Annotated in this window: 18 protein-coding genes; 8 read left to right on the top strand and 10 right to left on the bottom strand. The window is 63.6% G+C overall.

Going from position 1 to position 16,820, the window contains the following annotated elements; all coding sequences use genetic code 11:
* Window positions 1-32 precede the first annotated feature (32 nt).
* The gene (locus QM841_RS24515; RefSeq protein ID WP_283334018.1) at window positions 33-773 is read right to left on the bottom strand and encodes a GntR family transcriptional regulator; all 741 of its coding nucleotides are present in this window, start codon (window positions 771-773) and stop codon (window positions 33-35) included.
* Window positions 774-1,143: 370 nt separating this feature from the next.
* Here QM841_RS24515 and QM841_RS24510 point away from each other — a divergent pair, with 370 nt between their 5' ends.
* From QM841_RS24510 to QM841_RS24490, 5 genes are all read left to right on the top strand, one after another.
* On the top strand, window positions 1,144-2,334 hold the full coding sequence (locus QM841_RS24510; protein WP_065491288.1) for an acyl-CoA dehydrogenase family protein: 1,191 nt from the start codon (window positions 1,144-1,146) through the stop codon (window positions 2,332-2,334).
* Window positions 2,331-3,542, top strand: a complete 1,212-nt coding sequence (locus QM841_RS24505) for a CaiB/BaiF CoA transferase family protein (RefSeq protein ID WP_283334016.1) — start codon at window positions 2,331-2,333, stop codon at window positions 3,540-3,542. Before QM841_RS24510 ends, QM841_RS24505 begins: the two co-directional genes overlap by 4 nt.
* Window positions 3,543-3,549: 7 nt before the next feature.
* A complete protein-coding gene (locus QM841_RS24500) occupies window positions 3,550-4,527 on the top strand; it encodes an HpcH/HpaI aldolase/citrate lyase family protein (RefSeq protein WP_105413863.1) in 978 nt (325 codons plus the stop codon).
* A 3-nt stretch (window positions 4,528-4,530) separates the two neighbouring features.
* Window positions 4,531-5,061, top strand: coding sequence for a MaoC family dehydratase (locus tag QM841_RS24495; RefSeq protein WP_283334012.1), 531 nt, complete (start codon window positions 4,531-4,533; stop codon window positions 5,059-5,061).
* Window positions 5,062-5,338: 277 nt separating this feature from the next.
* Window positions 5,339-6,775 carry an aldehyde dehydrogenase family protein gene (locus QM841_RS24490; protein ID WP_283334010.1) on the top strand — a complete coding sequence of 479 codons (1,437 nt, stop codon included), beginning with the start codon at window positions 5,339-5,341 and terminating at the stop codon, window positions 6,773-6,775.
* Window positions 6,776-6,980: 205 nt separating this feature from the next.
* On the opposite strand, the gene QM841_RS24485 is transcribed toward QM841_RS24490, so the two are convergent.
* The 4 genes from QM841_RS24485 to QM841_RS24470 form a co-directional block, all read right to left on the bottom strand.
* Window positions 6,981-7,718, bottom strand: coding sequence for an IclR family transcriptional regulator (locus QM841_RS24485; RefSeq protein ID WP_005253146.1), 738 nt, complete (start codon window positions 7,716-7,718; stop codon window positions 6,981-6,983).
* Window positions 7,719-7,818: 100 nt separating this feature from the next.
* Window positions 7,819-8,274, bottom strand: a complete 456-nt coding sequence (locus QM841_RS24480) for a PaaI family thioesterase (RefSeq protein WP_280784286.1) — start codon at window positions 8,272-8,274, stop codon at window positions 7,819-7,821.
* A 194-nt stretch (window positions 8,275-8,468) separates the two neighbouring features.
* Complete coding sequence (locus QM841_RS24475) at window positions 8,469-9,353, bottom strand: alpha/beta fold hydrolase (protein ID WP_283334007.1); 885 nt, start codon at window positions 9,351-9,353, stop codon at window positions 8,469-8,471.
* Window positions 9,350-9,757: a hypothetical protein gene (locus tag QM841_RS24470; RefSeq protein ID WP_280784288.1), complete on the bottom strand. Its 408-nt coding sequence runs from the start codon at window positions 9,755-9,757 to the stop codon at window positions 9,350-9,352. The genes QM841_RS24475 and QM841_RS24470 overlap by 4 nt, the downstream gene beginning before the upstream one ends.
* A 416-nt stretch (window positions 9,758-10,173) precedes the next feature.
* Here QM841_RS24470 and QM841_RS24465 point away from each other — a divergent pair, with 416 nt between their 5' ends.
* Window positions 10,174-11,196 (top strand): 3-isopropylmalate dehydrogenase, encoded by a 1,023-nt coding sequence (locus QM841_RS24465; RefSeq protein ID WP_283334221.1) that lies wholly within the window; start codon window positions 10,174-10,176, stop codon window positions 11,194-11,196.
* A 1-nt stretch (window position 11,197) separates the two neighbouring features.
* On the opposite strand, the gene QM841_RS24460 is transcribed toward QM841_RS24465, so the two are convergent.
* On the bottom strand, window positions 11,198-11,581 hold the full coding sequence (locus QM841_RS24460; RefSeq protein WP_283334005.1) for an ArsR/SmtB family transcription factor: 384 nt from the start codon (window positions 11,579-11,581) through the stop codon (window positions 11,198-11,200).
* Window positions 11,582-11,685: 104 nt separating this feature from the next.
* Here QM841_RS24460 and QM841_RS24455 point away from each other — a divergent pair, with 104 nt between their 5' ends.
* Both QM841_RS24455 and QM841_RS24450 read left to right on the top strand, forming a co-directional pair.
* Entirely contained in the window at window positions 11,686-12,972 is a 1,287-nt protein-coding gene (locus QM841_RS24455; protein WP_283334003.1) for an MFS transporter, read from the top strand.
* Window positions 12,973-13,115: 143 nt separating this feature from the next.
* Window positions 13,116-14,129 (top strand): alcohol dehydrogenase catalytic domain-containing protein, encoded by a 1,014-nt coding sequence (locus QM841_RS24450; protein ID WP_283334001.1) that lies wholly within the window; start codon window positions 13,116-13,118, stop codon window positions 14,127-14,129.
* A gap of 30 nt (window positions 14,130-14,159) precedes the next feature.
* Here QM841_RS24450 and QM841_RS24445 read toward each other — a convergent pair whose 3' ends face one another.
* The 4 genes from QM841_RS24445 to QM841_RS24430 all read right to left on the bottom strand — a co-directional run bounded on the left by QM841_RS24445 (window position 14,160) and on the right by QM841_RS24430 (window position 16,720).
* Complete coding sequence (locus tag QM841_RS24445) at window positions 14,160-14,591, bottom strand: DUF5313 family protein (protein ID WP_280784292.1); 432 nt, start codon at window positions 14,589-14,591, stop codon at window positions 14,160-14,162.
* A gap of 50 nt (window positions 14,592-14,641) precedes the next feature.
* On the bottom strand, window positions 14,642-15,118 hold the full coding sequence (locus QM841_RS24440; RefSeq protein WP_009472891.1) for a MarR family winged helix-turn-helix transcriptional regulator: 477 nt from the start codon (window positions 15,116-15,118) through the stop codon (window positions 14,642-14,644).
* A 73-nt stretch (window positions 15,119-15,191) separates the two neighbouring features.
* On the bottom strand, window positions 15,192-15,884 hold the full coding sequence (hemQ, locus tag QM841_RS24435) for a hydrogen peroxide-dependent heme synthase (RefSeq protein ID WP_411194609.1): 693 nt from the start codon (window positions 15,882-15,884) through the stop codon (window positions 15,192-15,194).
* Window positions 15,885-15,892: 8 nt separating this feature from the next.
* Window positions 15,893-16,720: a sulfurtransferase gene (locus QM841_RS24430; RefSeq protein ID WP_283333999.1), complete on the bottom strand. Its 828-nt coding sequence runs from the start codon at window positions 16,718-16,720 to the stop codon at window positions 15,893-15,895.
* Window positions 16,721-16,820: the final 100 nt, after the last annotated feature.

Raw genomic sequence — 16,820 nt, 5'->3', positions numbered from 1 at the left:
CGGGCCGCCTCTGGCTGCCCGAGAAAGACCCGTCAACCTCTGCCAATGGTGTTTCGGTAGGTGTAGTGCTCGGGTAGGTAGTAGCTGACCGCCAACTCGACTGCCCGACTGTCCGAATCGAGATACACACGATCGGCGCGCAACAGCGGATGTCCGGCGGGGCAGTCGAGGTGATGGGCGGTCTCCTCGGACGTCGGCGCCACGGTGATCGACTGCACGAGTTCGACAACGGGAGACGCCAGGTGAGGTTCCAGAAGACCGATGATCGTGTGTGCTCCGATCGCGCCCGGCTCCGTCCCCGCGCCTCCACACAGATGCTGCGCGTGCAGATCCGGCAGATGGACGGTCGTCATCGCGAACACGATCCCCGCGTACCGGCGTACATACGCGATCGTGGAGACGAAGTCATTGTCGAGGCGTAAACGGCTTGCGGCTTCGATATCGGCCCTACGTCGCAGAGGCGCGACAATTTCCGTGGTGGTACCAGCGGGGAGATTGGTCAGTTCTTCTATCGCTCCGAGCCGCCGGAGACGCCTACTCCCCAGTTCGGACACGAACGTGCCCCTCCCCGGAACGCGATAGACCAGGCCATCCGCCACGAGATCGTAGAATGCTCGCCGCACCGTCTGCCGACTCAATCCATACTGTTCGGCAAGTTCGAGTTCCGTGGGAAGCTGGCGACCACCGTGGAAGTGGCCTGCGGCGATTTGCTCGCGCAGCGCCTGGGACAACCGCCGATGCGCCGGCGCTTGTTCGTTGCCACGGACACCCATGAGCCCACACCGATCCGTTCCTGTCGCCCTTCGGCATCAACCATCGCCGCGTGGTGCTGTGTTCGCAGGCCGACCCATCTGGATCGGACGCGAACCATGGTAGTCGATATCGGCACGCTATTCCAGATAACGGCACACCACTTCCCGTCTCTACGCACCCGGCAACCCTGCCCACAGCGCGAGTCCTGGCCGACATCGGAGAACGAGGACCGGACACGACGTCGATTGTAATGCGCCTTTGACCTGCATAGACAACGTTGTTTCCACCACTCGTCAGAGGGAGGGTTGACCAATACGGCTCCGGTGGGGCATTCTGATTCATATCGGAACACTGTGCCGCATAGAGGCACGGATGAAGGGTTGAAGCCTCATGACTGCTGTAGTTGACGACGTCGGTTCGTCAGGAGCCGGGTATCTCACCGACGAGCGCCTCGCGATCCAGGCGATGGCGCGAGAGTTCGCCGCCAAGGAAGTACTGCCCGTGGCGAACGAACTCGATCCGGTCAAGGGCGAGATTCCGATGGAACTGCGCCAGAAGATGGCCGAGCTAGGATTTTTCGGTGTTCTGATTCCCGAGGAATACGGCGGGCTGGGCCTCGGGGTCTTCGAATACGCCCTGATCGTCGAGGAACTTGCCCGCGCGTGGATGAGCGTGTCGAGCCTGATCGCTCGCGGACAACAATTCACCGCTGGTTTCACCGAGGAACAGCGCCGCGAGTACCTGCCGCGGATGGCTACGGGCGATTTCCTCAGTGCCTTTGCCTTGTCCGAGCCCGATGCAGGATCCGATGTGGCAGCGCTGTCGACTCGGGCCCGCAGAGAAGCGGACGGGTGGCGGATCAGCGGCCAGAAGATGTGGTGCACGTTCGCCGACGGAGCCGACTATCTTCAGGTATTCGCCCGTACGTCACCCATTGACCGCGACCACCGATCGCGCGGTATCAGCTGTTTCATCATGCCGAAGCCTCGGGGTGAGCTTCCCCCGGGAGTGACGGGCACGCCCGTACGCAAGATCGGATATCACGGATGGAAGACGTGGGAGCTGTCCTTCGACAACGCCTACGCCGCTGGTGACTCCATGGTCGGCCCCGAAGGCGAGGGCTTCAAGGTCGCAATGGGCGATCTCGAGACCGCCCGGATTCATACCGCCGCCCGCGCCATCGGCGTGGCACGCGGAGCGCTCGAGGACTCCGTTGCCTATGCGCGGCAACGCGTCCAGTTCGGCCGATCGATCGGCGAGAACCAGGCGATCCGATTCAAGATCGCGCACATGGCCACCGAGGTGGAGGCGGCCCGATCGCTGATGTACCGGGTGTGCACCGAAGTCGACGCCGGCCGGCGCAATACCGTGGAAGCATCGATGGTCAAGTACCTCGCCACCGAGATGGCCGAACGAGTAACCAGTGAGGCCCTGCAGATTCACGGCGGTGCCGGATACACCACCGATTTCGCCGTCGAACGGTACTGGCGGGATGCCAAGCTCACCAAAATCTTCGAGGGCACGTCGGAAATCCAGCTGAAGATCATCTCGGATTCGATCCTCGGAAGGCAGACACGATGAGATCGCCGGCCGCCGGGCCACTGAACGATGTCGTGGTGATCGACCTGACGACCATGCTCGCGGGTCCCTTCGCCACCATGGTCCTCGGAGATCTGGGCGCCGACGTGATCAAGGTCGAACCCCCTCATGGTGACTTCATCCGAGAGCAGGGACCGTTCGCACCGGATGACGAGCTACGCGCATTCGGTGGGTATTTCCAGAGCGTCAATCGCAACAAGCGCAGTGTCGTTCTCGACCTCACCACCGAGGAGGGGCGCGCCTCGCTGCTCGACCTGGTCGCGCACGCCGATGTCGTCGTGGAGAACTTCCGCCACGGGGTCATGGACCGGCTGGGGCTGTCCTACGAGCGACTCCAGGAGAAGAATCCCCACCTGGTATATGCGGCGATCCGCGGATTCGGTGACGAACGCACCGGCAGCAGCCCGATGCGGGACTGGCCGGCGTACGACATCACCGTCCAGGCCGTCAGCGGCTTGATGGAAATCACCGGCGAGCCCGACCGCCCCCCGATCAAGACCGGTCCCGGTCTCGGTGACACCGTGCCTGCGCTCTTCGCGGTGATCGGCCTGCTGTCGGCCGTGCACCGTGCTCGCCGCGACGGAGTCGGCGGCTTCGTCGACGTGTCGATGTACGACGCCATGCTGGCGATGTGCGAACGCGCCGTCTACCAGCACTCCTACACCGGCGAAGTACCGACCCGGCAGGGAAACAGCCATCCCCTGCTCTGTCCCTTCGATGTCGTGCCCGCGGCAGACGGGTGGGTCAGTATCGCCGCGCCGGGCAACAAACATTGGCAGCAACTCTGCGCGGCAATCGGTCGCCCCGAGTTGGCTACGGACGAACGCACAAGGGACAACGTCAGCCGACTGGCCAATCGTGACTTCACCATGTCTGCGGTGACCGCGTGGACAACCACCCGGACCAAGGACCAGATCGTGGAAACACTCGGCGGCAAGGTCCCGGTGGCACCGGTCAATACCGTCGAGGACATCTATGCGGATCCCCACGTGCGTGCCCGCAACATGTTGGTCGAGGTCGATCATCCCGGCGTGTCCCACCCGCTGACGATCGCCAACTCTCCGATCAAGTTCGCGGATGCGCCCCCGACCCATGTCCGGCGAGCACCGCTACTCGGTGAGCATACCGATGAAGTGCTGGCCCAGTTCGACAACACCACAGCTGCCTTTCAGCTCGAAGAAACAAGATAGGGAGATCATGTCCAGAACACAACGACCGCGGCGTTCCTGCCTCGCGGTTCCCGGTTCGAACCCGAAGATGATCGAGAAGGCGAAGGGTCTCGATTCCGACCAGGTCTTCCTGGACCTCGAGGACGCGTGTGCTCCACTCGCGAAACCTGGTGCGCGCAAGACCATCGTCTCGGCACTCAACGAAGGCGGGTGGGGGTCGAAGATTCGCGTGGTGCGGGTCAACGACCTCACGACCCACTGGACCTATCGTGACGTGGTCGAGGTCGTCGAAGGTGCCGGTCAGAATCTCGACTGCATCATGCTTCCGAAGGTGCAGTCGGCTGCCCAGATCGCCTGGCTCGACTTCACTCTGACCCAGATCGAGAAGACCATGGGTTTCGAGGTAGGCCGAATCGGAATCGAGGCGCAGATCGAGGACGCCGCCGGATTGATCAACGTCGACGAGATCGCAGCCGCGTCGCCGCGCATCGAAACGATCATCTTCGGCCCCGGCGACTTCATGGCGAGCATCAACATGAAGTCGCTCGTGATCGGTGAGCAGCCACCGGGCTATGGGGTCGGCGACGCATTCCACTATCCGCTGATGCGAATCCTGATGGCCGCCCGAGCCAACGGGCTGCAAGCGATCGACGGACCCTATGTTCAGGTCCGAAACGTCGACGGCTTCCGCCGGGTTGCCGGACAGGCCGCTGCACTCGGCTACGACGGGAAATGGGTGCTGCATCCGGCCCAGATCGACGCCGCCAACGACACCTTCAGTCCCGCCCAGGCCGACTACGACCACGCCGAAAACATTCTCGCCGCGTACGAGTGGTTCACCTCCGACCAGGGCGGCCGCAAGGGCGCTGTGATGCTCGGCGACGAAATGATCGACGAGGCGTCCCGCAAGATGGCGTTGGTCATCGCCGGCCAGGGCCGCGCGGCCGGCATGGAACGACTCGATGTGTGGAAGCCGGAGACCGAGACCGTAGAGAGCGGTGTGTGAACAGTGACGACCACGGAGAAAGTGCAGAACATGCAGTTCGGTCGGTACTTCGAGGATTTCGAAGTCGGAGCAATCTACAGGCATTGGCCAGGCAAGACCGTCACCGAATACGACGATCACCTGTTCTGCCTGCTGACGATGAACCACCACCCGTTGCACATCAACTCTCACTTCGCGGAGGCGACTACAGAATTCGGGCGCAACGTGGTCGTGGGCAACTACGTCTACTCGCTTCTGCTCGGCATGTCCGTACAGGATGTGTCCGGCAAGGCGATCGCCAACCTCGAAATCGAATCGTTGCGGCACGTCAAGCCGACGTTCCACGGTGACACGATCTATGGCGAAACCGAGGTCCTGGAAGTCACGCCGTCGAAGTCCAAGGACGACCGAGGCGTCGTGTACGTCGAAACCCGCGGCTACAAGCAGGACGGGCAGATCGTCTGCATCTTCCGACGCAAAGTTCTCGTACCCAAGCGAAGCTACGGCGACGCGCGCGGCGGCGAACAACCCGCTCGACCGCTGCCGCACGCGTAGTCGACTCCGGTTGGGGAGCGTTCCCGTCTGCAACACCCACAGCCGTTCACCGAAGCCGGATGGGATCTGCGGGTCGGCTGCGTGATCCGCGGATCGAGGATTTCGTCCCTCCGATCTTCGATCCGGGCCGGGTGTTCCCCCGATGGTGGGAGGACACCCGGCCCTTGACAGAGATCGCGGGAACGAACCAAGCTATCAACAGAAACACTGTGCCATATATCGGCACAAACTCGGTGCGGCCGGTCACCCGGGTGCACCACTCGGAATAGGAAGCACAATGCGAGAGCGTTACGAAACGTTCGTCGGCGGACATGACGAGCGCAGTAAGAGTGGGCAGTACTTTTCCACTCGTGATCCCGCCACAGGCGACGTCATCGCCGAAGTCGCGCTCGGCGGAGCGGAGGATATCGAGGCAGCAGTTGCCGTAGCGCAGAGCGCCTTCCGCTCGTGGCGTGACACCCCGGCCGCCACTCGCGGTCGCATTCTCCTGGAGGTCGCCCGCACACTGCGTGAACACGCAGACGAACTGGCCCGAATCGAAACGCTCGATACCGGTCAGACGTTGTCGCAGTCGAACGTGGACATCGAGACTGCCGCACGATACTTCGAGTACTACGGCGGGGCGGCAGACAAGGTACACGGCGAGACGATTCCGCTGGGACCCGACTACCTCTCGTACACCCGCAACGAACCGTTCGGCGTGATCGGTGTCGTCACACCCTGGAATGCGCCGATCAACCAGGCCGCGCGGGCCATCGCACCCGCATTGGCGATGGGCAACGTGGTGGTCCTCAAACCCGCCGAGGACACGCCACTGTCGGCACTGGAGATGAGCCGTCTCGCCGTCGAAGCGGGACTGCCCGCAGGGGTTCTCAGCGTCGTTCCCGGATTCGGTGCTGATGCGGGAGCTGCGCTGACCGGCCACGACAAGGTCCGCAAGATCGTCTTCACCGGCTCGGTGGAGACCGGCCGGGCGATCATGCGGGCGGCCGCCCAGCGACTGATTCCGCTGACTCTCGAGTTGGGCGGCAAGTCCCCCAACATCGTCTTCGACGACGCCGATCTCGACGCGGCCGCGGCAGGCGCCTGGACCGCGTTCACCACCAAGGCGGGGCAGGTATGTTCTGCCGGCAGCCGGTTGCTGGTGCATTCTTCGGTGCACGACGAGTTGGTCGATCGCCTCGTCCAGCACGCGAAGACCACGGTCATCGCGCCGGGCATCGAGGACCCGGACATCGGATCCCTGGCCACGCGAGGGCAGTTCGACAAGGTCCGCTCGTATCTCGAACTCGGTCCCAGCGAGGGGGCACGTGTCGCGACCGGTGGACACGTCGCCGACACCGGGCGGCTGGGCCGCGGGTTGTTCATCGAGCCGACCATCTTCGTCGACGTCGACAACACGATGCGCGTGGCGCGCGAGGAGATCTTCGGCCCGGTGCTGACGGTGCTCCGATTCGATTCCGATGAGGAGGCGGTCGAGATCGCCAACGACAGCGACTACGGACTCGTCGCGGGGGTCTGGACCCGAGACCACGGCCGGGCCCATCGCGTGGCCGGCGCCATCGAGGCGGGGCAGGTCTTCATCAACCAGTATTTCGCCGGTGGTGTCGAAACCCCGTTCGGTGGCTACAAGTTGAGCGGTTTCGGCCGGGAGAAGGGCTTCGAGGCGCTCAAGCACTACTGCCAGCTCAAGACGGTTACCGCACGCCTGTGACGGAGCGGCAACTGTGCCCGAGAGGAACGGAAGTTCCTCTCGGGCATAGTTTCCGACGCGGGGTAACCGCATCAGTTGACGACATCGCCGGACCTGCGAGGTCACCACAGTCGAAGCCCCCGTGCCGCATCTGAGGCACGGGGGCGTTTTCCAGGAATCACCGCGAACGAGTTTCGCCTGCGCGGACTAGCGCTTACCGGCGGAATCAGAGCAGTGAACTCACGTTCGCTGCAGTGTCGGAGACCTGCTTTCCCCACCAGGGCACACGATGCTCGTCGAAACGGGTCTCCGGCATCGAGATACCGATGCCACCTACCGGGCATCCCCCCTCCCCCAGCACAGCTGCCCCGACGGCACATACTCCCATCCGGTTCTGATTGACGTTCACCGCATACCCGACGCGGCGGATCTCCTCGATCTTCTTTCGGATCGATTCGGGATCGGTGTCGGTCTGCGGAGTGAGTTGCTGGATGGGATTGGAAAGAATTCTGTCGACCTCGTCGTCCGGCAGGCGCGCCATGATGGCCATTCCACCCGACGTGTGAGGTAGCTGCCATGTGCTGCCGACCTTGATGAAGGTGCGAACCGCCTGATGGGAATCCATGCGTTCGATCTGAACCACCCGTTCCGCACCGTCACGGACCTGGAGTGTGATGGTCTCGTTCGTCAGATCCCGCAGCTCACGCATCGGTTCGAGCGCGACCGTTCGCAAGTCTCCCTTGTCCCAGCCGCGCCGGCCCACGGCGAGTGCCCGTGACGTGAGCTTCCATCGCGTGTACTCGCTCTCATCGCTGCGGATCCAGCCGGCGGATGCGAGTGCCTGAAGAGTCCGCTGCACGGTCGATTTCGGCAACTGAAGGGTGCGTGACAGTTCGCCTACTCCGACCGGCTGGCTCTCCGCCACAGCTTCGAGTACGCGCAAACCTCGTTCGATGCCCTGCACCTACTGTTCCTCTCCCTCGACCGCCGCTCCGCGCGGTGCAACATTTCATACTGTGCCGATTATCGGCACAGTATCTCGAAATGTCCAGTCTGGATGTCCGCTACGGACTCACCGAAAGGCGACCCTCGGCGGCCGCGCCGACGCCGACAGGCGTCGAACTGTCCGCGAGGATCTTGAAGACGCCCGTCGCCGTTGCCACCACCGAGTCGTTCACCCGCAGGTCGGAGTCCGCGAAGACGATCGATGCCGTGCGCCGCACGATACGGGGTGAGCTCGTCAAGAGGTCACCGACCCGGACGATACCGAGGAAACTGACATTCAGCTGCACGGTCGCCATGTTCTGCGTGCCGGTTTCCGCCAGGGCGGTCGAACCGAGAGCTCGGTCGGCGAAGGCCATGATCAGGCCCCCTTGCACGACTCCTCGAAGGTTTCGATGTTTGGGTTCACACCGCAGTCCGTATTCCCGTGCACCGCCTTCTCCGCGACGCAGCAGCAGTGGACCGATCAACCCGATGAACCCACCGTCGCGCACCTCGTCCCATTCGACTTCGCTCACGCCCACCTCAACTTCTACTTCCATCCTGGATTCGATCTTTCATACCCATGGAGTCGGGTCGCGACCTGATGGGTGGCGCGGAGCCGCCGACAGCGAGGTTGGAGGAACTCGCTCGTCGGCGGCCCGCGAGGTTGCGCCGGCCCCGTGCCTCGTGACCACCACGAGCACTGCCGGCCGCGCAACCGGTCAGTGGGTCACTGGGTAGCCGAAAGCACCTTCGACGGCACGGCCGAGTCACGGATTTCCCACAGCACCGGCTTGATGCACCGGAAGAACTGGGCTGCGTCCTCGCTCATCGGGAAGTGTCCGAGTCCCGCCATCGGAACGACCTTCGCACCCTCGATCCGCGCGCCGAGTTCCTCGGCCTCCTCCGGTCCCGTCGCGAAGTCGTATTCGCCGTTGAGGATGTACACGGCGGTCTTCGACGTATCGATGTTCTGTGCCGTTTCCCGAAGATCGTGCTCGACGCTGTAGTAGTGGAGATCACCCTTGAAGACCGGCGGGGACCCCTGGCTGTAGACCCAGGTCGTTTCCCTGCGGCCGACCTCGGGCGCCGTCGGCGAGGTGAGCGCGTACATCGCCGCCGGCTTGGAGTCGTTGCTGATCTCGGGGTGGAACCAGTAGTCGAGGTAGAAGCCGGGCGAATGCAGCGCCGCCTCGAGCGCGATCACGGCACGGAACACGCCGGGGTAGTGCAGGGCCAGATCGGGGGCGAGGTTGCCGCCCATCGAACTACCCATGTACACCGCGTCCTCGCAGCCGAGGGCCTCGGCCAGGGCAACGACGAACTTCATGAAGAAGTCCTGGGTCAGGTTGTACTCCTGCTCCCACCATCGCACCGAGAGCGGTGGAAGCGACCGCCCGTGATACGGCAGATCCCACGTGATCACACGGAAGTGCGAGGTGATCTCCCCGTCCTCGAGTAGATGACGATACTGGCGGCCGTCACAGCCGGCGGTGTGCTGGAGAAGCAGCGGGATCCCGGACCCGCTCTCCTCGTAGTAGACCCGGTACTCGACGTCGTCGATCGTGAGATGGACGTACCGCCCGACCGCCTTGTCGAACTTCGTCGTGGTCATTTCGCCTCCTCGGCAACGTTGGTGTACGAACGCATGAAATCGAACAGTCGCCGGAGCGCGGCGTAGTAGGCGAAGAACATCTTCATGTCTCCCCCATAGCGGAAGTTGTGCCGGGTGACCGCCGAGAAGAGGTCCTGATAGAACGGGCGAGGAACCCGCTGGAAGAACTTGCTCCATTCCTCGATCGACGCCGAGATCTCGATGTCGTAGTTCCGCGCAACCGTCATGAGGTTGTTGCCCTCGGGCGGTGCCATGGAGTCGAGTCGACCGTCACGAATCACCAGCACGTAGGTTTCATCGCCGATCTCCAACCGGACGATGGCGTTCCAGAAGCGCGCCGCAATCTTGAATTCGGGATCCAAGTTGAGCGCCTCTGTGAACCTCTCCGTGTCCACAAATGGCATGGCCTTTCCCTTTCCAGTAAGTCGCTATTCGACCTGCGATCACACGCGGGCGGCGTGGGGTTCGCGAGACATGACAACCGCGGGCCGCCCCCTAGCAGGACTGTGCCGTTCAGCGGTACGCCGTGTCACTTTCGAGTATGTGTACTGGCTCACAATTTGTCAATACGCTGACGTGGACCTCCGATGTCCGAGCCCGACACACCCCGCCCAGCGCCGAACTGCATCGCTCGGAGACGCGCATGCTCCACAGGCTTCGTCGGTTGACGTGAATCTCACTATGTGGCACCGCTATTCCAGCATTTGGCTGAGCGCGATAGCTTCTGTGGACCGACGCCCCTTCCGCCCGATGCACCCCTGCACTCGGGCTGGGCGACTCGTCACGCGCGGACCCAGTCGCACGTTCACAGTTCGGAGATCTGATGAAAATTGCAGTCATTCCCGGGGACGGAATCGGGCCCGAAGTCATCGCCCAGGCGGTCAGGACCTTGCACGAGGTTGCCCCCACCATCGACACCAGCTACTTCGACCTGGGCGCCCGAAACTACCGGGCAACAGGTCGCCTGCTCGCCCCGGAAACACTCGACGAGATCCGGCATCACGATGCGATCCTGCTCGGTGCGATCGGCGACCCCACCGTCGCCGCCGGCACACTGGAACGTGGCATCCTTCTCGAAATGCGCTTCGCGCTAGATCATCACATCAACCTACGCCCGACGAAGACGATGCCCGGCGCGCCTCGAGTGCTTGCCGGAGATGTGAATGTCGACCTGTTGGTAGTCCGGGAGGGAACCGAAGGCCCGTACACCGGCAACGGGGGCGCACTCCGCGTCGGAACGCCCCATGAAGTCGCTACGGAAGTCAGTGTCAACACACGCTTCGGCGTCGATCGACTTCTCCGGGAGGCGTTCGAGCGCGCCACGGTCAGGCGGCAGAGGTTGACGATCGTGCACAAACCGAACGTTCTCGCCTTCGCAGGCTCCTTGTGGACCCGCGCTGCCGACGACCTGGCAGCGCTGTATCCGGACGTCGAGGTCGATCACATGCTCGTCGATGCGGCCATGCTGCATCTCGTCACTAACCCTGCCCGATTCGACGTCATCGCCACCGACAACCTCTTCGGCGACCTCATCACCGATCTCACGTCCGCCCTGGGCGGGGGTGTCGGGCTGGCGGCAAGCGCAAACATCGACGGCTCACGGAGGAACCCCGGCATGTTCGAACCGGTACACGGGAGCGCCCCGGATATCGCAGGTCGAGGAGTCGCCGATCCCACAGCCGCGATCCTCTCGGTCGCGTTGATGTTGCATCACCTCGGGCTGTCACGTGAAGCGAACGCCATCGACCAGGCAGTTCAGGACCACGTCGCATCCCGCGGACAGGAATCCTGCTCCACCGAGGAAATCGGTGAGCAGATCAGGAGCCGAGTGCGCTCCGAATGACTCACACTGCTTCGCCATCGGCCGGCTGCCAGTCCGCAATGAGTTCCACGAGGCCGGGAAAACGCTCATCGAGGTCTTCGATGCGGACTCGGCTTCGTCGCTCGAGCCCGTGCTGCCGCTGTCGGATGACACCTGCCTCCCTGAGCGCTTTGAAGTGGTGGGTGAGGCTCGACTTCGGCCGGTCGAATCCGAACCATCCGCACGTGTGGTCGTATTCCTCGGAGCTGGTCAACAGCCGATTGACGATCGTGAGTCTCAGCGGGTCGGCGAGGACGCCCATGACCCGCTCCAGACGGATCTCCGATGCCGCCGGTTCGGGTAGCGGCGTCGGCAGAGAAGGCTCTTCGCTGTCGCTCGTGCGATAGGTCTGCGCAAGGTCGGTCATAGATCCAGCATAGCGCTAGTACGAATTTTGTCGTACTATCTCTGTACGACATTTCTCGTACTAGTACGACCGGTATCGAACCGGGTGCGGAAGAGGAGACAGCGATGGCAAAGAGTTCGGCCGGCCCGAAGGAACTGAGGTGGTCCCTGGCCGCCGCAAGCACGGTGACAGCCGTATTCGTGCTGTCCAACGCACCCACACCGCTGTACACGCGCTGGCAAGCGGACTGGGGATTCAGTTCCGGAACCTTGACGATCGTGTTCGGGGCGTACATGGTCGGGCTGATCGGGACCCTGCTCGTCGCCGGGAAACTCGCCGATCGATACGGGCGGAAGATCGTGCTCGTCCCAGGCCTGATCGCCGCGGTCACCGCGGCGGGGCTCTTCCTGTCGGCCACGGACGTACTGTGGTTGCTGGCGGCCAGGGTGCTGGCCGGCGCCGCGGTCGGCGCGGCCGTCACCGCGGGCATGTCGGCGACGATCGATCTCGCCCCCGATCACCGGCGCCGGACCGGATCTATGATCGCCTCCGCTGCAATGGTATTCGGTGCCGGACTCGGCCCCCTCCTGTCCGGGGCGCTCTCCCAGCTCATCGACACACCACAGTCCTGGATATTCGGAATCGTGCTCGCGATAACGACGCTGACGCTGGTCGTCGCGATACGGTTGCCACTCCACCGCGAATTCGCAGAGGACGGTCCTGTCGGACCTCTCTGGTCATGGCCTTCCGTTCCTCGCCCAAATCGCCGTGAACTCGCTTGGGGAGCAGCAGCATTCGCTCCGGGCATCACCTCGACCTCGTTCTTCCTCTCCCTCGGGCCGACAGTCCTTGTCACCGGCATCGACGCCCCCAGCCCGCTACTCGCGGGCGCGGCGGCATGCGGCATGTTTCTGGTAGCAACCGGAATTCAGTTCGCCCTGACACATCTCCGTACCAGAACCCATCTCGCCCTGAGTTCCGCTGCCGCGTTCGTCTCGATGGCGACGCTGACAGCGAGCGTCACCATCTCCCCTACACCGGCGTTGTTCGTCATCGCGGCACTTCTTGCCGGCGCCGCACAGGGCCTCGGCCAGCTTGCGGCATTGACGCTGATCGGCACCCGCATCGCCTCGAACCATCGCGCCGAAGCAAACGCGACCTTGAACATTGCCGGCTACATTCCTGCGGCTCTACTACCCGTGGGAACGGGCTACCTGATCCAATTCCTCCCCTTCAGCGCAGCCATCATCACGTTCGCGGCAGCCGTCATGGCATTCTCCCTCGCAGCCCTGATCACCGTGCGAATCAGCACAGCCGAACACCTGAGCCCCGGCGCCCCGGACGAGCACGTGATCCGCGGGGAGACGGATGCCACCGCCGAGGAAGCACTGCTGGAAGCGGCGCGGCCATGACACACGGAGGGTCGTGTCGCCGGGCACCATTTGTCTCCACGTCGATGGGTTGGACCCCGTCAACCCTTGTCAGGAGCTCCGCCGAGGGGCTTCACTGAAACTTGGTTCTCGATCGCCCAGGACGACAGACAGGGAGAATACAGATGCCCACCCATCAGGCAGTTCACGTCCAGGCCCCCGGCGAACCGCTGACACTCGTCGACGTCGAAACAGGGTCGCCCCCGCGCGACCACGTACGCATCGCGGTGTCGGCGTGCGGAGTGTGCGGCACCGACCACGCCTTCGTCAACGGCGCGTTCCCGGACATGTCTTGGCCCCTGACACCTGGACACGAGATTGCCGGAACCATCGCCGAACTCGGCGACGGCGTCGACCACTACACCGTCGGCGACCGCGTCGCTGTGGGTTGGTTCGGTGGGCACTGCAACCGGTGCATCCCCTGTCGTCAGGGCTCCTTCATTCATTGCGAGAAGTTGCAGGTGCCGAGCTGGCAGTACCCTGGCGGATACGCCGAGTCGGTGACCGTTCCAGCAAACGCACTGGCCCGGATTCCGAACGAATTGTCCTTCGCCGAAGCAGCACCCATGAGTTGCGCCGGAGTCACCACGTACGACGCGCTGCGCAAAACCAGGGCCGTCCCGGGCGACCGCGTCGCCATCCTCGGCATCGGCGGACTCGGCCACCTCGGTGTGCAGTTCGCCCGGGCGATGGGTTTCGAGACGGTCGCCATCGCCCGCGGCGCAGACAAAGGCGACGACGCCCGCCAGCTCGGCGCCCACCACTATATCGATTCCACCGCCGGTGACGTCAGCGAAGCGTTGCAGGCTCTCGGTGGCGTATCCGTGGTTCTGGGGACCGCGGCGAATTCGAAAGCGATGGGTGATGTGGTCGGTGGGCTGCTTCCGTTCGGTGAACTCACGGTCGTCGGTGTCACGCCCGACCCACTGCCGATCAGCCCCCTACAGCTGATCACTCCCGGCGTCGATGTCACCGGCCACCCGTCCGGCACCGCCCGCGACGTCGAAGAGACGATGCACTTCGCGGTCCTGTCAGGCGTGCGCGCCCGAATCGAGGAACGGCCCCTGGCCCAAGCGGCGGAGGCCTACGCCGCGATGGAGGAAGGACGCGCACGCTATCGGATGGTCCTCACGATGTGACCGTTCTCGGCAACGGTTGATCGACTGTCTTCAGCGGAGTTCGTTGCCGCTGCGCCGTTCGATGCCCCAGGTGCCGGGAGGTCCGTGGAGCTTCTCGTACGCGGCCTTTTCGGCGTCGTGACGGGACGCCTTCCTCGGGTTCTCCAGGTCGGGCGGCAGTCCGTGCCTCTCCAGGCGTCGAGATCGGTTCTGTGCCATGTACGACACCGCATAGAACACGGCGAGCAGCACTCCGAGCAAGACCATGGAGGCTCGCAGTCCGAGCGGCCCCGGGAACAGGAAGAACGCGGCGAAGACCGGAACGAACGGGACCATGCTGCGAACGAGGTGCCGGGGAACCGCCCAGTCACCGACCAGGTCGTTGCGGACCCAGTCCTGCATGGAGTCGGGTAGTTTACGGCCTACCGCGTAGCCCAGCCACTGTAGGGGGCCGGGCCGGGTTCGTTGCGTGTTTCGGGACATGACAATTACCTGTTCATGTTGTGCTGAAGTCGAATTCGACATGATTGTCCTCAGTGATCGAGCGCGCCCGCTCTGAGCGCAGCCTGATTGACGCGGGTGAGAACGTCGTGAAGTTCTTCGAGTTCGGCCAGGCTGACACCGAGCTTTTCGATAACGGCGGGCGGAATTTTCTCGGCCTCCGCACGTAGCGCAGCACCGGCTTCGGTCAGTTCGACATCCAGTTGCCTCTCGTCGGCCCGGCTGCGGGTGCGCGTGATCAGTCCGGACGCTTCGAGACGCTTGAGGAGCGGCGAGAGGGTGGGTGAATCGAGTTGCAGTGCGGTCCCGATCTCCTTGACCGCCATCGGGGCCTTTCCCCAGAGGGCGAGCATGACCAGGTACTGCGGATGCGTCAGCCCCATCGGTTCGAGCAAGGGGCGGTAGACGGCGAGTACCGCCCGGTTCGCGATCGCGAGCGCGAAACACACCTGCCGGTCGAGAGCGAGTAAATCGTCGCCGGCCTTCCCCTGCTGGATGTCTGCGGTCATGCCACTAGGCTACCAGAATGATTCGTGCAATAACTAATATTGCACGAATCATTCTGGAGGTTGCCGGCGATCGTCACGGGAATCGCGCAACGAGGGCATCGAGGCCGGTTCGCGGGCCGGAGAAGAACGGCGTCTCCAGCCGAACGTGCCTGCGCGCGTCAGTAGCGCGAAGGTCTCGCATCATGTCAACTATCCGGCTCGGGTCCGGAGCCTCGAAGGCGAGGATCCACTCGTAGTCGCTCAACCCGAAGGAACTCACGGTGTTGGCCCGCACGTCCGGGTAGGCGCGAGCCGCTCGGCCGTGTTCGGCGAGCTGCCGTCGCCGTTCGGCGTCCGGCAGCAGATACCACTCGAGCGATCGGTTGAACGGGTACACGCACACGAACTGTCCCGGCTTCTCGTCGGCCACATATGCCGCGATGTGGCTGCGGTTGAATTCGGCCGGCCGGTGGAGCGCGACCGCACTCCACACCGTCGTGCACGCTCGACCGAGTCTGCAGCGCCGGAAACCGGAGTAGGCGGCCTGCAATTCCTCGACGGTGTCGGCATGCGTCCACATCATGAAGTCGGCGTCTCCACGTAGTCCTGCGACGTCGTACATTCCGCGGATCGCGACACCGGACTCGGCGACTCGCTCGAGGTAGGTGCGCGCATCGTCCACGACCTCGTCGCGGACATCCGGCAGCGCGCCGGGGACCACCTGGAACACGGTGAACATCATGAACCGCACGCGCTGATTGAGTTCGGTGAAGCGAGACCTGGTCAAGGCGCGGGCTACCTCTCGACCGGGACGCCGACCAACGAGCCGTACTCCACCCAGGAGCCGTCGTAGTTCCGGACGTCGGGGTAGCCGAGCAATTCGTGGAGAACGAACCAACTGTGCGCCGATCTTTCGCCGATCCGGCAATAGACGATGATGTCCTTCGTCTCGTCGAGGCCGGCGTCGCCGTACAGGGCGCGGAGCGCGTCCTCACCGAGGAAGGTGCCGTCGTCAGCGGCAGCCTTGGACCACGGCACGTTGACAGCAGTCGGGACGTGCCCCGGAACCTGGGGTTGTTCCTGCGGGACGTGCGCCGGGGCGAGGATCCTCCCGGAGAATTCGTCGGGAGACCGGACGTCGACAATGTTCTTTCTCCCGATCTGCTCGATCACCTCGTCGCGGTGCGCGCGGATTCCCGACACGGGCTCGGACGCCACGTAGTCGGTGGCCGGCCGGGTGACCGCCTCGCTCGACAAGGGCCGGCCGTCGAGCTCCCACTTCTTGCGTCCGCCGTCGAGCAGCCGGACGTCGCGATGGCCGTAGAGCTTGAAGTACCAGTACGCGTAGGCGGCGAACCAGTTGTTGTTCCCGCCGTACAGGATCACCGTGTCGCCGTTGGCGATTCCTCGCTCGGACAGGAGTTTCTCGAACGATCGCCGGTCGATGACGTCGCGGCGCACCGGATCTTGAAGATCGCGCTTCCAGTCGATGCGGACGGCACCGTCGATGTGATTCGTCTCGTACTGCGTGGTGTCCTCGTCCACCTCGACGAGGACGACGTCGGGGTCGCGTCCGTGTTCGGCGACCCATTCGGCGTCGACCAGAAAATTGCTTCTACTCATGGTTCATCCTTCACTTCGTCGGCAACCGGGGTGTGCACATATAATTAGTGCACGATTTATTCGTCTACGCTACAGTTTTGCGCACGCAGTTTCGACAGGA

It is taken from the genome of Rhodococcus sp. IEGM 1307 (assembly GCF_030056915.1).
Classification (GTDB): domain Bacteria; phylum Actinomycetota; class Actinomycetes; order Mycobacteriales; family Mycobacteriaceae; genus Rhodococcus_F; species Rhodococcus_F opacus_D.
This window is presented reverse-complemented; position numbering and strand designations above follow the sequence as displayed.

Bases quoted from the DNA above. Each gene is read 5' to 3' on its own strand.
- QM841_RS24490 (WP_283334010.1), top strand. From the start codon at position 5,339: ATGCGAGAGCGTTACGAAACGTTCGTCGGCGGACATGACGAGCGCAGT.
- QM841_RS24500 (WP_105413863.1), top strand. From the start codon at position 3,550: ATGTCCAGAACACAACGACCGCGGCGTTCCTGCCTCGCGGTTCCCGGT.
- QM841_RS24445 (WP_280784292.1), bottom strand. From the start codon at position 14,591: ATGTCCCGAAACACGCAACGAACCCGGCCCGGCCCCCTACAGTGGCTG.
- QM841_RS24475 (WP_283334007.1), bottom strand. From the start codon at position 9,353: ATGACCACGACGAAGTTCGACAAGGCGGTCGGGCGGTACGTCCATCTC.
- QM841_RS24470 (WP_280784288.1), bottom strand. From the start codon at position 9,757: ATGCCATTTGTGGACACGGAGAGGTTCACAGAGGCGCTCAACTTGGAT.
- QM841_RS24510 (WP_065491288.1), top strand. From the start codon at position 1,144: ATGACTGCTGTAGTTGACGACGTCGGTTCGTCAGGAGCCGGGTATCTC.
- QM841_RS24455 (WP_283334003.1), top strand. From the start codon at position 11,686: ATGGCAAAGAGTTCGGCCGGCCCGAAGGAACTGAGGTGGTCCCTGGCC.
- QM841_RS24430 (WP_283333999.1), bottom strand. From the start codon at position 16,720: ATGAGTAGAAGCAATTTTCTGGTCGACGCCGAATGGGTCGCCGAACAC.
- QM841_RS24440 (WP_009472891.1), bottom strand. From the start codon at position 15,118: ATGACCGCAGACATCCAGCAGGGGAAGGCCGGCGACGATTTACTCGCT.
- QM841_RS24460 (WP_283334005.1), bottom strand. From the start codon at position 11,581: ATGACCGACCTTGCGCAGACCTATCGCACGAGCGACAGCGAAGAGCCT.
- QM841_RS24515 (WP_283334018.1), bottom strand. From the start codon at position 773: ATGGGTGTCCGTGGCAACGAACAAGCGCCGGCGCATCGGCGGTTGTCC.
- QM841_RS24450 (WP_283334001.1), top strand. From the start codon at position 13,116: ATGCCCACCCATCAGGCAGTTCACGTCCAGGCCCCCGGCGAACCGCTG.
- QM841_RS24505 (WP_283334016.1), top strand. From the start codon at position 2,331: ATGAGATCGCCGGCCGCCGGGCCACTGAACGATGTCGTGGTGATCGAC.